This is a genomic window from Chlorobium sp. (assembly GCF_036528655.1).
In the GTDB taxonomy this organism is placed as follows: Bacteria; Bacteroidota; Chlorobiia; order Chlorobiales; family Chlorobiaceae; genus Chlorobium.
In genome coordinates this window covers 21975-35680 of sequence record NZ_JAIGND010000024.1, presented here as the reverse complement: position 1 = coordinate 35680, position 13706 = coordinate 21975, and the positions used below count along the sequence as shown (strand labels likewise).

At 53.0% G+C, this 13706-nt stretch carries 12 protein-coding genes; 10 read left to right on the top strand and 2 right to left on the bottom strand.

The annotated features are described in order from the left end of the window. The first annotated feature begins 1 nt into the window (after window position 1). The 5 genes from K4305_RS06930 to K4305_RS06910 all read left to right on the top strand — a co-directional run bounded on the left by K4305_RS06930 (window position 2) and on the right by K4305_RS06910 (window position 8237). On the top strand, window positions 2-1756 hold the full coding sequence (locus K4305_RS06930; RefSeq protein ID WP_442880434.1) for an ABC transporter ATP-binding protein: 1755 nt from the start codon (window positions 2-4) through the stop codon (window positions 1754-1756). Further along, complete coding sequence (locus K4305_RS06925; RefSeq protein ID WP_331561676.1) at window positions 1753-3564, top strand: ABC transporter ATP-binding protein; 1812 nt, start codon at window positions 1753-1755, stop codon at window positions 3562-3564. The genes K4305_RS06930 and K4305_RS06925 overlap by 4 nt, the downstream gene beginning before the upstream one ends. A 289-nt stretch (window positions 3565-3853) precedes the next feature. Beyond that, a complete protein-coding gene (locus K4305_RS06920) occupies window positions 3854-5857 on the top strand; it encodes a TonB-dependent receptor domain-containing protein (RefSeq protein WP_331561675.1) in 2004 nt (667 codons plus the stop codon). A gap of 56 nt (window positions 5858-5913) precedes the next feature. Further along, window positions 5914-6840: an SAM-dependent methyltransferase gene (locus tag K4305_RS06915; RefSeq protein ID WP_331561674.1), complete on the top strand. Its 927-nt coding sequence runs from the start codon at window positions 5914-5916 to the stop codon at window positions 6838-6840. Continuing rightward, window positions 6837-8237, top strand: coding sequence for an APC family permease (locus K4305_RS06910; RefSeq protein WP_331561673.1), 1401 nt, complete (start codon window positions 6837-6839; stop codon window positions 8235-8237). Before K4305_RS06915 ends, K4305_RS06910 begins: the two co-directional genes overlap by 4 nt. 32 nt (window positions 8238-8269) lie before the next feature. Here the strand turns inward: K4305_RS06910 and K4305_RS06905 are convergent, their stop codons facing one another. Then, a complete protein-coding gene (locus K4305_RS06905; RefSeq protein ID WP_331561672.1) occupies window positions 8270-9727 on the bottom strand; it encodes a type II toxin-antitoxin system HipA family toxin in 1458 nt (485 codons plus the stop codon). A 38-nt stretch (window positions 9728-9765) separates the two neighbouring features. Continuing rightward, window positions 9766-10356 carry a pentapeptide repeat-containing protein gene (locus K4305_RS06900; RefSeq protein ID WP_331561671.1) on the bottom strand — a complete coding sequence of 197 codons (591 nt, stop codon included), beginning with the start codon at window positions 10354-10356 and terminating at the stop codon, window positions 9766-9768. A 127-nt stretch (window positions 10357-10483) separates the two neighbouring features. Between K4305_RS06900 and K4305_RS06895 the strand changes: the two genes are divergently transcribed. From K4305_RS06895 to K4305_RS06875, 5 genes are all read left to right on the top strand, one after another. Then, window positions 10484-10969 carry a hypothetical protein gene (locus tag K4305_RS06895; RefSeq protein ID WP_331561670.1) on the top strand — a complete coding sequence of 162 codons (486 nt, stop codon included), beginning with the start codon at window positions 10484-10486 and terminating at the stop codon, window positions 10967-10969. Between the two features lie 66 nt (window positions 10970-11035). Next, entirely contained in the window at window positions 11036-11473 is a 438-nt protein-coding gene (locus K4305_RS06890) for a hypothetical protein (RefSeq protein WP_331561669.1), read from the top strand. Between the two features lie 4 nt (window positions 11474-11477). Next, window positions 11478-11846 carry a hypothetical protein gene (locus tag K4305_RS06885; protein ID WP_331561668.1) on the top strand — a complete coding sequence of 123 codons (369 nt, stop codon included), beginning with the start codon at window positions 11478-11480 and terminating at the stop codon, window positions 11844-11846. A 56-nt stretch (window positions 11847-11902) separates the two neighbouring features. Further along, complete coding sequence (locus K4305_RS06880) at window positions 11903-12289, top strand: ankyrin repeat domain-containing protein (protein ID WP_331561667.1); 387 nt, start codon at window positions 11903-11905, stop codon at window positions 12287-12289. 270 nt (window positions 12290-12559) lie between these two features. Next, window positions 12560-13495, top strand: coding sequence for a hypothetical protein (locus tag K4305_RS06875; protein WP_331561666.1), 936 nt, complete (start codon window positions 12560-12562; stop codon window positions 13493-13495). Window positions 13496-13706 lie beyond the last annotated feature (211 nt).

Here is a 13706-nt window from a genome sequence, read left to right as displayed (position 1 = left end):
CATGCATCCGGTCCGCGCACAGATCCGCTTTGCCATGGCGTTATCGGTCGGTGCGGTTGTTTCCGGGCTGGCGGCAATGGGCCTGCTGGCCCTGACCGTCCGTCAGCTTCTGGAATCACCCGGCAAGCTGCCATTGCCGGTTATGGTCGCCGCTCTGGGTTGTACGGTACTCTCCTTCGTGTTGCGCAAGACCTCTTTCGACCAGTCCCATTATGCGGCTTTCAGGCTGGAAAAAATATTGCGGATGAATATCAGCGACCATCTGGCCCGTGTTTCCATGGGCGATATAGAGGCTGCGGGCGCAGGGGCGCTCTCCAAGGTTCTCTATGATGATGTGAAGGCCCTGCATGTTTTCGTTGCAGACAGTACGCCGCTTTATGCCCGTGCCTACGCCGCTCCGGTCATGACCCTGTGCATGCTCCTCTGGCTTGACTGGCGGCTTGCCCTTGGAGCGACAACCGTCCTGGTTTTCGGTTTTGGCATCCTGAGTCTTGCTATGCGCAACCGCACCGAGATGGTAAGGCTGTACAATGAGGCGAGAGAGCGGGTCAGCGCCTCGATCATCGAATTTGTTCAGGCCATGCCGGTTGTCCGAACGTTCGATAGCGGCAAGGCAACCTTTGGGCGATACCAGCAGGCACTCGAAGGCTATCTGGAGATGCTGACCCGCTGGTATCGGGAGAGTGGCTTTCCGGCACGGTTTTCATTTGCGGTACTCAATCCCATGCCGACTCTTGCGGTATTGCTCTGGCTGGGTACGTGGCTGATATGGCAGGATACCCTCTCTTTCGCACATTGGCTTGCGGTGCTGCTGATCGGTACGGGCATGGCCGAAGCCATGATGCCGATGATGATGCTCGGTCACATGATTGACAAGGTGAAACTCAGTATCGCCCGTATTTACGAGGTTATGAATATTCCTGATCTGCCAGTGCCGGCCTCCGGCGCCGAACTGTTTCCCGCAGACGCCAGCGTATGTTTCGAGAACGTAAGCTTCCGGTACGGCAAGGGCGATGAGGATGCTCTCGTCGATGTGAGTTTTACGGTTCCCTCCGGAAGTGTTGCGGCCCTGGTCGGCCCCTCCGGAGCAGGCAAGAGTACGGTTGCCAGGCTCATTCCGCGGTTCTGGGATGTCACCTCCGGCCGGATTCTGATCGGGGGCGCCGATGTCGGCAGGATAGCTTCCGATCTGCTCATGCAGCAGGTGGCTTTTGTTTTCCAGGATACCTTTCTCTTTGCCGACACTATTGCCGCAAACATCCGCCTTGGTGTGCCGGATGCCGACATGGACGCGGTCATGGCGGCGGCGAAAGCCGCCCAGGCTCACGATTTCATTCAGGCTTTGCCTCAGGGTTACGATACGCTGGCCGGTGAGCGGGGGGTTTTCCTCTCCGGAGGCCAGCGCCAGCGCATAACCATAGCGCGGGCCATTCTGCAGAACAGGCCAATTCTGGTGCTCGACGAAGCTACCGCTTATGCCGATCCGGAAAACGAGGCCGCACTGGTGGTTGCGTTGTCGGAACTGATGCGGGGAAAGACGGTCATCATGGTGGCGCACCGGCTGGCGACCATCAGGGATGCCGATCAGATACTGGTTTTCGATAAAGGCCGGCTGGCAGAGGCGGGACGCCATGAAGATCTCGTGGTTGCGAATGGTACGTACGCAAGACTCTGGCGCAGCTTTGAACAGGCTCAGATATGGGCGCTTGCCGGCAGCACGATATCCGGCGACAATCAGCAAACAGCAACTATATGAAAGTCATGAACAATCCGATTCGTCCGATTACCCCCTGGCGGGAAACATATCGGCAGCTGCTCCGAAGCGTCGGCAGCCGAGGCCCCGCATTGCGCAAAAGTCTCATCGGCCTTTTTCTTGCGGCAGCCCTGCAGGGGCTTGCTCTTGGCTGCATCGTACCGCTGTTCATTGCCGTCCTCAGCAGGCCGGATGCGGATGCGGCCAGGTTCTGGCTGATTGCCATGAGTTGCCTTATGATTGCGGCAACGGTTTTCCGCTGGCGGGCTCAGGCTTTCGACTATGATGGCAGCATGGCCGAGGCAACCCACGATTTGCGTACCCTGCTGGGTGAACAGTTGCGCCGTATGCCGCTTGAAGCCATTCAGGACAAGCGAGCCGGGGAAATGAACGCAACTCTGCTCGGCAATGTCGATGAGAATCTTAATTATACCCTGCTCATTCTCAATCTTATTCTGGTTGCACTTGTTACACCGTTTGCCACGGCACTGTTCCTGATGGCGTTCGATTGGCGCCTGGGTATCGCGCTTTTGCTCATGTTCCCGGCCATCGTTCCGCTCTATCGCTGGCGTCGACCTGTTTTCGGAGCGAATATGCGATTGCTGGCTGACGCCCATGAGCGGACCAGCGCCGATATCGTTGAATATACCCAGGGTATTTCCGTATTGCGAGCGTCCTGCAGCGCCGGCTTGAAAGCCGCGCGTCTTCAGGCCGGTTTCGAGCACCTTGAACAGATTCAGACGCTCGGGCACAGAAAAAGTTCGAAGCCCGATATTCTGGTAACCAGCATTGTCGAAGTCGGCCTCATGCTTATTTTCGCTCTCGGTGTCGTGTGGGTACTGGGGGGGACGCTCGATATAGCCATACTTGCCGCAGTGTTCGTAATTGTCGTACGTTTTGCCGATCCACTTGCCACCTTTGTTGTTTACACGGCCATACTGGAGCTGATCGAAGCTGCACTCGAACGTATCGAAACGATGCTTGCTGTTCCAGCTCTGCCCCAGAAGCCCGCTGCAGCCCGGCCGGAGAGCCATGACGTGATGTTCGAGCGGGTCACGTTCAGGTATGTACAGGCATCGACTCCCTCGGTTACCGACTTCACCGCACTCCTGTCCGCGCGCAGCCTCACTGCGCTTGTCGGGCCATCAGGTTCGGGCAAAACCACCCTTACCCGTCTTCTGCTGCGTCATGCGGATCCCCAGGCCGGCAGGGTGCTCATTGGGGGCGTCGATATACGCACAATTCCTCCAGACGAGCTCAACTCCCTGATTTCCGTGGTATTCCAGGATGTTTACCTGTTTGACGATACGGTTCTGGCAAATGTCCGTATGGCGCGTCCCGATGCAAGCGAAGCGGAGGTCGAGGCTGCGCTTCGGGCGGCACAATGCCTGGAGTTCATCGAGCGCCTGCCCCAGGGGTTGAACACCCCCCTGGGAGATATCGGCGGTCGGCTTTCCGGAGGGGAGCGTCAGCGTATTTCCATAGCACGCGCTTTACTCAAGAATGCTCCCATCGTCATTCTCGATGAACCTACAGCGGCTCTTGACACTGAAAGCGAGTTGGCAGTGCAGCGGGCCATCGACACGCTTGTTCAGGACAAGACCGTCATTGTCATCGCTCACCGCCTGTCGACCATCGTCGGCGCCGACCGGATACTGGTAATGGAAGAGGGCAGGCTTGCCGAGACGGGCAGTCATCGGGAACTTCTGGCGGCGGGAGGCAGATACCGCGCCATGTGGGACGCGCAGCAATCGGTGAAGGCGTGGCATGTCGGTGCGATTCCATCCGGAGAACAGGCGACTGTCAGCTGACGAGAGCCTACGCCCCATCATACCCTTTTCGCAAAGAGGCTGTCCCGAAGGCAAAATCGGGACAGCCTCTTCTGTTTTACCCTGCACGTGCCGCATCGCTCCCTAAGCGTTATGTATCCCGGTTATCGACATATGCTTATATGGTGCTGTATGTGTATATAAAATAGTGTTTTGATCTTGTGTTTTTGTTTCTATTTTAACTTAGTTTAATTAAGTTTTGTTTTCAGGAAGGCGTTTTTTGTGCTTGCAGAGGAATATGGGAAAGGCCGATAAAAAAATCGAGGAGCATATGCAAGAAGACAGAAGCTGCAGGTTGGCAAAACTGCTTTTCACCCTGCTTGTTGTGTTGAGCGTGCCGGTTTCAAGGGCTTATGGAGCCCCCAATGAGTCGTCATTCTCTCTGGAAAAAATTTCCGTAACGGCAGATTCGCTTGAGGCCGGCAAGCGAACCGTTTCCCTTGAAAAGGTCAGGCGCAGCCAGTCAAGGGATATCAAGGACGTGTTTGCCGCCGAACCATCGGTAACCGTTGGCGGGGGAGCGAGAAGTGCCCAGCGGATATATCTGAGAGGCGTGGAAGGCACAAACCTCAACATTACGATAGACGGCGCCACCCAGGGAAGGAACCTGTTCCAGCATCGGGGAAATGCGGGCGGCATCGATCCGGATCTTCTGAAGAGCGTCGTTGTGGCGCCCGGCCCCGTCGCCGATAATGGTGCCGGAGCGCTGGGCGGAAGTATCGCCTTTGAAACCGTGGATGCACAGGACCTGCTCTATCCGGGAAGAAGTTCCGGATTTATGCTGAAGAACGGCTATGCCACAGTCGATGATTCATGGCGAGGTTCTGCCGCCGCATACGGACTGGTTGGCGGCTGGCTTGGAGTTCTTGCGCATGTTTCCGCTGAAAATAGCGGCGACTATCGGGCAGGGGGCGGCGAAGATGTTCATGGCTCGGCCGGCAAGGACAGGGACTATTTCCTTAAGCTCAGTGTGCTCGATAAGGCTGGTCATAGCGTTCGGGTAAGCGCGGAAAAAAATACAAACAGTGGCCTGTATCGCTGGGGAGCGGGTGATGCGGGGTATGACGAGAGCGCAACTCTTTATTACCAGGAGAGTGAGCGTGAAACCTATGTTTTTGACCATCGGTACCGCATGCCCGGCAGCAGGCTGGTCGACTGGCGCTTTAATCTGTACAAGAACAATCTGTACCTGAAAAACCGCGATTCCGGCACGGAAACCGAGAGCGAGGGTACAGGAGGTCAGGTGCGCAATACGGCGTTGTTTGACCTTGCCGGAACCAGCCACCGGCTGACCGTCGGGGCTGATTACTATTCCGAAGAGGGGACTCATCGCAATCAGGGAGTGCAGACCGGTACCGATAACAAGGCGGAAAACCTCGGTTTTTTTGTTCGGCACAGGATGGGCATCGGGCCGGTGGGGATCTCTTTCGGTGCCCGTTACGATGATTATGAAACCGCTTTCGGGGGTATGATGGTGAGCGGAGGGGAGTGGTCGCCGAGTGCAGGCGTGGAGCTTGAGCTGTCGCGCGGGCTGACGGCCCATGCCGGTTATGGCGAGGCTGTGCGCAGTACCGGCATCATTCCGGTTCAGTGGCTCGCGAATGCATCGGCGACTCCAACATTCAATACCCAGACAGGTAAAAACAGCTACGGCAAGCCTTTTGAGCCTGAGAGGTCGTTGCAGCGCGAGATCGGCCTGCGGTATTCTGGTAGCGGGCTTGTCGCTTCCGGCGATAATTTTAGCATAACGGGCACCCTTTTCAAGACGAAAATCAACAATCTGATCATGCAGATCGGTGGTACCCAAGGCAGGCCGGTTAGCGGTTTCTACAATGACGACCCGGTCATATCGTCAGGATGGGAGGTTCGCGGAAGCTGGAGTTCGCGTAGTTTCAGTTCGACCTTGGGGTACTCCCATGTCGATACCGAAGACCAGTATGGCAATCCTCTCGCCATAACCCGGCGCAAGGGTGCATCTACAGGTGACCGCATGATATGGGATACCCGCTGGAGGGCGTCCGGCAATCTGATATTCGGCTATACCCTTACGGCCGTGGGAGCGATTAAAAAAGGCGCGCTCGACCGGCCGGGTTATGTGCTGCATGACCTGCAGGCAGAATGGCTGCCGGAAGGTCTCGACGGAGTCAGTTTTTCGATGGTTGTCAACAACCTGCTCGATCGGCGATACAGCGATCAGGCTTCTATAGAGAGCGGAGATACCGTTATCTATGAGCCTGGCCGTGACCTCCGCCTTGTTGCTTCCTATCGCTTTTAAGGTTGCTTTGGTGAACAAACATGTATCAATTAACAAATAGACAGGAGGGTTGTGGAATGTCAGAAATGAAAAAAACAAAAACAGCTTTTTCGGCGTTAGCCATGCTGTGCGCAATCGGGATTGGCCAGGTAATGCCCGCGCATGCGCACGAGGGTTTGCCTCCCGGCCATGGGCATCTGTTTCTGGTGAGTACCGGTACCGGTGACCTCGACAATATGACCATTCGTGCACACAAGGTGATTACCCAGGCGGATATTGTTTTTACCATGCAGCCGGAGGGCGCCGATAAAAGATATGGTGATTTGTTGAAAGGCAAGAAGCTATATCCCGCAGGACATGGATTGTTCTGGAAGCGAGATCGCGCAGAAAACGATAACAGGAAAGCGGATGGCAAGGCTGAACGGGCTGCAAAGCATGCGAAAGGTAAGGAAGGCGATAAAGACAAGGACAATCGCAGAAGGCATGAAGACCCCGCCAAGCTTGAAGCCCAGGCTCGCAAAGTGATTCGCGAAGCCGTTGGCGCAGGCAGAAACGTCGTGGTGCTCGATAACGGCGATCCCCTGGTTTATGGGCCGCATTCCGGCTATCTGAAAGAGTTCGAGGACCTCAAGCCGATCGTCGTGCCGGGTATCTCAAGTTTCAATGCAGCCAATGCGGCTCTTCAGCGCGGAGTTATCGGCGGGGAAGGCAGGGCGGTTATCCTGACTTCATCGAAAGGAGGGGCAGGTAACAGCGATCACGTGAAAAAGCTTGCCGAGAGCCGTTCCTCCATGGTGTTTTTCATGAACAGAAGTATTCCGGAGCTTGTTGCTGAACTCAAAACGAGTTATCCCGGCGACACGCCTATCGCTATCGTGGCTGACGCGGGATTCCGAAAAGAGGAAAAGGTAATCAAAGCTACGCTCGATACCATTGTCGGGCAGCTGGGCCCGGATAAGCTTCCATTCGCGCATCTTGTCTACGTAGGGGATTTTCTCAGATGAAAAACAGTTTCACCGGCGGACTGAAGCGGGAAATTGCTCTTCCTGCCGCAATCGTTCTGGTGATTGCCAATATGATCGGTACCGGCGTATTTACCTCCTCGGGTTTTATCCTCGGTGAGGTCGGGAGTCCGCAGGCTCTTCTTGCCTGCTGGGTTATCGGAGGGCTCTTTGCTTTGGCGGGAGCTCTCTGTTACGGCGAACTTGGGGCCATGCTGCCTCATGCAGGCGGGGAGTACATCTATCTGCGCCGGAGCTTTGGAGCGCTGCCCGGTTTTGTTTCGGGATGGATTTCGCTCATTGTCGGGTTTTCGGCTCCCATTGCGGCGGCCTCAATTGCCTTTGCGACCTATCTGCTGGGAGGAGGCGACGAACCGCTGTTCGTTATCGACCTGTTCGATTTCCGGTTGCTGGGCATCTCGCCAGTGTCTGTTCTGGCTATTGCTGCCATCGTGACGTTTTCGCTGGTTCATTACCACAGCCTGCATCTGGGCCAGCGCGTTCAGAATTTTCTGACGGCCTTCAAAATCGCCTTCATCCTGCTTTTCGTTGTTGCCGGTTTCGGTTTGGGTCAAGGCGATCCGTCCCGTTTGGCTCTGCTCTCTGCAGGAGAGGGGGATGCAATGCCGTGGGGTGATTTCGCCGTGGCGCTGATTTTTGTGAGTTTCGCTTACAGCGGATGGAATGCCACAGCCTATCTTGGCGGAGAAATCAAAAATCCCGAAAGGACCCTTCCCCTTGCGCTGCTTATCGGAACGGCGATCGTAACGCTGCTCTATATGCTGCTGAATCTTCTCTATCTCTATGCGTTGCCCCCCGAACGCATGACCGGACTGCTTGAGGTGGGACTAGGGGCTGCGACAGCCCTATTCGGCAAGGGCATCGGCTCCTTTTTCGGCATGGCCATCGCTTTCGGTCTTCTCTCGGTTGTCAGCGCCATGATTATGACCGGTTCCAGGGTCTATTATGCCATGGCACGCGATGGCCTTTTTTTCAGCACCTTCGGACAGGTCGATGCTGTACATCATACACCGGCATATTCGATTTTTTTTCAGGCGGCAATTGCCATTGTCATGGTTCTTACGGCTGCCTTTGAAGTGCTGCTCGTTTATATCGGCTTTACGCTTTCATTGTCGGCTATGCTGACGGTGCTGGGGTTGATGCGTTTACGTTTGAAAGAGCCAGACCTGCCCCGTCCTTACCGGACATTCGGCTATCCCTTTACGCCGTTGCTTTTCATTGCCGGAAACCTCTGGGTTGTCGTTTTTACGATCTCCAGCAGACCGCTTGTCGGGGCAGCCGGAGTGCTGACGATCGGTATAGGCGTTGCACTTTATTTTCTGCTGAACAAACAGTCGGACGATTCAGTGGCCTCGTGCTGCCAGGCTGGTGAACTGTGATCGGGTAGCGCCGCCGCCCCGTTTTCGGGATTTCAGGGGGCAGCGGTTCTATCCGGAAAATCCTGCCGGATGCGGAGCGCGGCTTCGGGCGAAATCCTTGCGGCAGCGGCGAACTCCGGCCAGCGCCCGACGGCTTCGGCCACTTCGCTTATGATGCTTTCATGGTCCGGCACCGTGAAGCGCCTTCCGACCATATCGAAATCCTCTCGTGAACTGTCGCTGAACTTCCCGTTGACCGACATCCGGTGCCGGAACTTCCACTCTCCGTAAGGGGTGAACGCGTGCGTCAGGCCGCAGGCCGGGGAGAGCGACCAGTTGCCGTCCGGGTCCATGAGGAACGAGAGCTGCCGGGTGTGATCGTCGCAGTTGGCCGCAAGCACGTTGAACACCATACGCCGGAATGCCTCCTGCATGGCCGTTTCCGGAAGCCCGAGCGCCCCGGCGGTTTCGAAATACCGGTCGTAATCGTGGGCGTCCCTCCGGGTGAAGTCGAGATGGCGCAGGGCGCAGAGGCTCTGCATATGCAGTTTTTCGCCCTCCCTGCGGTCGAAACGGCGGGTCATGAAGTGCGCCCTTCCGTTCTCCTCGAGCAGGCAGCACTCCGTCATGGCTATGCCAGCCGCTTTTGCCATCATCGAATAGGCGTACTCTATGCGTCCTGCAGAGCAGTCGTTTGCCGCTTCATCCTCCACGCCAACGCCGTCGAGCTTGATGATCCAGTGCTCGAAACCCGGTCCGGCAGGCAGTTGACCCGAGCGGATCTCGTCGGTTTCCTCGTTCCACGAGATAACGGCTTTCGGCTGTTCGCCTCCGGCCGACGTGCCGACCTGGAAGAGGTTTGCTGTTCCGGCTTCGGCTTCACGGTCATTGTGGAAATTTCCCGCAAGCGCTGCGTTCGATGCGGCTACCAGATGGTCTATTTCCAGTTCCTTCGGTTTCGAAAAGCGCGGGCCGCGCACAGGGCGGAACTCCAGCGCGCCCATGCCGCTGCTGCCCATGTAAGCGAGCCGGTCAAGCGGCGTGATCGCCTCGGGGGAGAGTCCCTCCTTTGCCAGATAGGTCTCGATGAGCCTGCTGGCGAACCTATCGGGGATGGAGTCGGCAAGCAGGCCGGGGAGGCGCATGAAGGCGGCTTCCGGGAGCAGCGGAAAGGTGTGGACGGTCTCTGCGAGCGGCATGGTCAGCGGTGCGAGCTCGATGCCTCCGGCCTGCCACGAGGGGTCGTATTCGAAAATGCAGCAGCCGGAAGCGGCATCCAGGGTAACGGCTCCCACGGTGCGATTCCAGGCGCGAACTTCAATGCGGTTGACGGAACGGTACATGGCGGGGTTACTCCGGTTATGTTGGCTGCGCAGGTGCATGGTGAAGCCTGCAGGATAACGATTATTGCCGATATACAAAGCCCGTATCGGGGTTATTTCCCCGTTTTCCGGACCATTTGCCGGCCGGTCGGGTTCAGGATTGCGACGGGCAGAGGGAATCTCCTTCATGGCCCCAGGGGCATCGGCGAACGCTGCAGATGCCGAACCTACTCGATCTCGATGCCGTAGGTGTCGAGCAGGCCGACGACCCCCGGCAGGGCGAAGCGCGCTTTGCGGAGGCGGTTGGCTTCGGGGTTGATGGAGTAGTTGAAGGCCGTGCGGAAATCCGCTTTTTCGAGGTTCGTGTGGTGAAAGAAGGCTTTCAGGAGGTCGCTCCCGGCAAAAGAGGCACCCGTGAGGTCGGCTTCGGTGAAGTCCGCCTCCTGAAGATCGCAGTTATTGAACACGGTCTCTTTCAGGCTGAGCCTGAGAAAGGTCGTGAGTTTCATCATGCAGCTTTCGAAGCGCAGTTCGAGAAGAAAGGTCCTGCACTCGCCGAACTGCACGCCGAGCAGCTTGCACTCCCTGAAGAGCACCTCCTGCAGGCTCAGGTTTTTCATCTTCGCCAGACTGAAATCGCACCCCTCGAAGGTGCAGTTCCTGAAGGTCACGCCCGAAAGCTCCGCGTTGGTGAAGCCGCAGCCGAGAAAACGGCACTCCTCGTACACGCCGCCGAGCGGGTTTTCCGAGCCGAATACGCTTTTTTCGAAAACCCGGTTCTCGGTAAGCTCGATGTTCGTTTTGTTCCCCTTGTTCATGCCTGCAACTTACCATCCGGAAACCTTTTCTGAAAATCAGTCAGGCCTACGCCGCCACAATTACATTATTGAGTGAATTGATTCGTATTTTGCACAGTGTTAACACTGAAACCTATTGGTGCAAAAAATGGACAGAAATACAGCGCTCAACCTCCTGAAAGCCATCGCGGCGCCGATCCTTGTCGACGGGGGATACTCGCAGTTCGGACGCATGCTCTATGTCCTGACGGACGAAGGGTTGATCAGCGTGGATTGTCGGGTGTACGACCCCCTGCTCGGCCCCATCGAGTTCTCGCTGAAGCATTACGCTGAGATAAAAGAGATCGCCAAAGAGAGCGAATCGCTCGAAGAGAACGAGGATCTCGACCCCGACGAAAAGCTCTTTCTCTTCAACGACGGCAAGCCGGATGTGCCGTATTTCGCTTTTCAGCCCCACGACGACGCAGCCCTCGACGACTACATCTTTTCATCAGATATAACAGTGATCGAGAACGCCTTCATCGAACAGGCGCTCACCGGCAAGGTCGAATCATGGGAGGGTATGGATGAGAAGAAGCTGATTGAGTGGGCGGAGAGGGTTGAGGCGCATGGGGGGGCAGCTTCCGAGGGGTAGCCTTACCTTCAAAATGCCTTTATTGTCGTTTCTGAAGGACATCTCCTAATATTTTTTCAATTATATATGATGGATTTGCTGTATTATAAATGGTTTGATTCAAATGCGATTGATAATTTGTCTATTATATTATCAATCGGTTCGTTTTTGCTTGGGATATTGGTTTTTATGCAGACCTATGCCATAAAAAATCATTATATAAAAAATGTTCGCATTTTTGAGATAAATAAAGATTTGGATGAACTTGCTAGGGAGATATATCTTTTATTAAAAGATAAAAACACAGGTGTTTCTTTGCTGAAATGTTTTGCGAGAGCAAAGGGGATAATGATAAAATTGAAAAAAACAGCTATTGGTGAAGATAAAGAGGAGATTGTTAAATATCTTGCATCATATTCTGACTTTGATACATCAATAGATAAAATATGTTGGGATGCATATGGGTCAATATGTTTTATTGGTGAAATGTTAAGACAAAGCAAAAATGAAAAAATAATTCTATAGGTTTATGAATAAGAAAAAAATTATAGAACTATTAGTTGAATTAAATAGGCTAACAGTTTGCGGTGATTTGAAGTGGTATCTATCTACTCCTCCGCAAGCGATTTCGGTATATAGGGATGTCTATGTGCCAAGATACTATTTTACTGAATATAAGGGTAAAAATATAGCTGTCTATGAGGAAAGAGTAAGACGATTCTCTGGTGAATATGAAGAGCATTATCACGTTGAATATGTTTGTTTTGCAATTTTGTCTGATAAAAATCAGTTGGAATTTGTGTATGCTGAAGAGCAAAGGGCATTGATGGATCTTTTTGAGACCATAGTTGAGACTTCGGTTGATATTGATGGTTTACTAGATAATTTATTGGATTAAAATAATATGATGCATAATTTTTTTTATAAGACCTTAAATTAATAAGATGTCAAGTTATGGATAATGATTTTTTTGATTCGATTATTAAAGGTGAACTTAATCGGCTTAGGGGTTTGATTGCTAATTCTGCTGATGTTAATGCGATTATATTGCCGCCAGAGTGGACGCCATTATTAATTGCTGTTGAGTGTAATAATCCTGAGGTTGTACGTTTGTTGTTATCTTATGGTGCAAATGCAAATATTGCTAATTTTAATAAACAAACATTATTGCATATTGCTGTTAATAAGAATGCTATTAGTATTGCTCGTTTGTTGATAGAGGATGGGAATGCTGAGGTCAATGTTTTAGATGGTCGCGGCTATACGCCTTTAAAATATGCCAAAGAGTTTGGGTATACCGAAATCATTGAATTGCTCATTGCTCATGCTGGTATAGAGTGATGGAATAATTTCTGGTCTTGGTTTTTTGAAAAAATAGTGCTCCTTGTTTGGCGGTATAATATAAGCGCTCAGTAACAAGCTAAACTGTGATTTGTTCTGAGCCGAGATTCGGGATTATGATGCTTCTTACTTGATTTACGTATTGATTGGTTTATGCTTTGGCTTGTTAATTACGAAATCAATTCTTGAATAAAGCATAAGAACACAGATCAATAACACATTTTCTTATACGAAACTATATAATTAATATTAGACCTCTTGAGAGAATCGATGGCTGCTGAATACGAGAATTCTGATGATCGTCCGGAGGGTGAAAGCCTCATACACGAACATCCGGTCCCGCCTGGCGAACTTGATCGCTACGCAGTTGAACGTGATCCTCACTCAGAAATGGAGATCGCTCGATATGTGGAAATTGAAGCGCAAGATGAAACCGTCCAGCACTTGGAAAGGATCAAGCGTGAGATCGTTTTAGGTGAGGCACACGACATTTGGGATGTCATCACCGATAAGGCTCGCTGGTGGGTCATTACGAATTCTACTAATCTTTATTCCCAGAAGCACTTTCCAAGTCTCGACTACACGCTGTCCTTCCATATTGGTCTAATGGCTCGCCTAAAAAGCCGTTCCGGGCGAGTCAGCGCCGATGACCCAAGCGCATTTGACGAGGTGCTTAGGCGTGGAGAGCAAGCTAGCGACAGGCATGACAGCGCGCTGGAGGTAGAAGAATATCAGGCAGTAGGCATGTTACTGAGGGAAAGCCTGATATCACTTGTCGGTGCACTTCGGCGTCATACTGAAATTCCGAAAGAAATTGAACGTCCGCAGGATTCCAATTTCAACGATTGGACCGAAGTCCTGATGAACCAGTTGTGTGTAGGCGGTGCTAACAAGGAGTTGCGGCAGCATTTGAAGAATACGGCCAAGGCCACTTGGCAACTCGTTAACTGGCTAACTCACACGAGAAGCGCGAATAAGACTGCATCGTCTATTGCAATCAACGCTTGCCAGACGCTCACCAGTCACTTCATACAGATTCTCGAAAGAAGTCGCACAGACAAGAGAAAAGAATGTCCGCTTTGTAACTCGCGTGATGTAAGAACGCACTACGATCTACTCATTCCGCCGGATGGTGACTATTATGTAAGTTGCGGTGTTTGCGACTGGACAAATCACCCTGGGGCTGATCCAGATGGCCATGTGTAAAGGCCTAATCCAACATTCGAGCGGACCTGCCGAAAAGCCGAGTAGGTTGCTTAATTCAGATGTTCGGTTTCCAAGTTGGGGAAACGTGTCAATAATGCTTGAATAAGGGAGTACGAGAGAGTACGGGACGCAGTGCAATAGCATAGAATAGAATATTGTGTTTTGCGGGTAGTAAGCCGTATTGTGCTGGTATAAGTTTTTGAAAACTTCA

Excerpts from the sequence above, each read along its gene's own strand:
- K4305_RS06930 (WP_442880434.1), top strand. The coding sequence starts at position 2 with ATGCATCCGGTCCGCGCACAGATCCGCTTTGCCATGGCGTTATCGGTC.
- K4305_RS06925 (WP_331561676.1), top strand. The coding sequence starts at position 1,753 with ATGAAAGTCATGAACAATCCGATTCGTCCGATTACCCCCTGGCGGGAA.
- K4305_RS06920 (WP_331561675.1), top strand. The coding sequence starts at position 3,854 with ATGCAAGAAGACAGAAGCTGCAGGTTGGCAAAACTGCTTTTCACCCTG.
- K4305_RS06915 (WP_331561674.1), top strand. The coding sequence starts at position 5,914 with ATGTCAGAAATGAAAAAAACAAAAACAGCTTTTTCGGCGTTAGCCATG.
- K4305_RS06910 (WP_331561673.1), top strand. The coding sequence starts at position 6,837 with ATGAAAAACAGTTTCACCGGCGGACTGAAGCGGGAAATTGCTCTTCCT.
- K4305_RS06905 (WP_331561672.1), bottom strand. The coding sequence starts at position 9,727 with ATGAAGGAGATTCCCTCTGCCCGTCGCAATCCTGAACCCGACCGGCCG.
- K4305_RS06900 (WP_331561671.1), bottom strand. The coding sequence starts at position 10,356 with ATGAACAAGGGGAACAAAACGAACATCGAGCTTACCGAGAACCGGGTT.
- K4305_RS06895 (WP_331561670.1), top strand. The coding sequence starts at position 10,484 with ATGGACAGAAATACAGCGCTCAACCTCCTGAAAGCCATCGCGGCGCCG.
- K4305_RS06890 (WP_331561669.1), top strand. The coding sequence starts at position 11,036 with ATGATGGATTTGCTGTATTATAAATGGTTTGATTCAAATGCGATTGAT.
- K4305_RS06885 (WP_331561668.1), top strand. The coding sequence starts at position 11,478 with ATGAATAAGAAAAAAATTATAGAACTATTAGTTGAATTAAATAGGCTA.
- K4305_RS06880 (WP_331561667.1), top strand. The coding sequence starts at position 11,903 with ATGGATAATGATTTTTTTGATTCGATTATTAAAGGTGAACTTAATCGG.
- K4305_RS06875 (WP_331561666.1), top strand. The coding sequence starts at position 12,560 with ATGGCTGCTGAATACGAGAATTCTGATGATCGTCCGGAGGGTGAAAGC.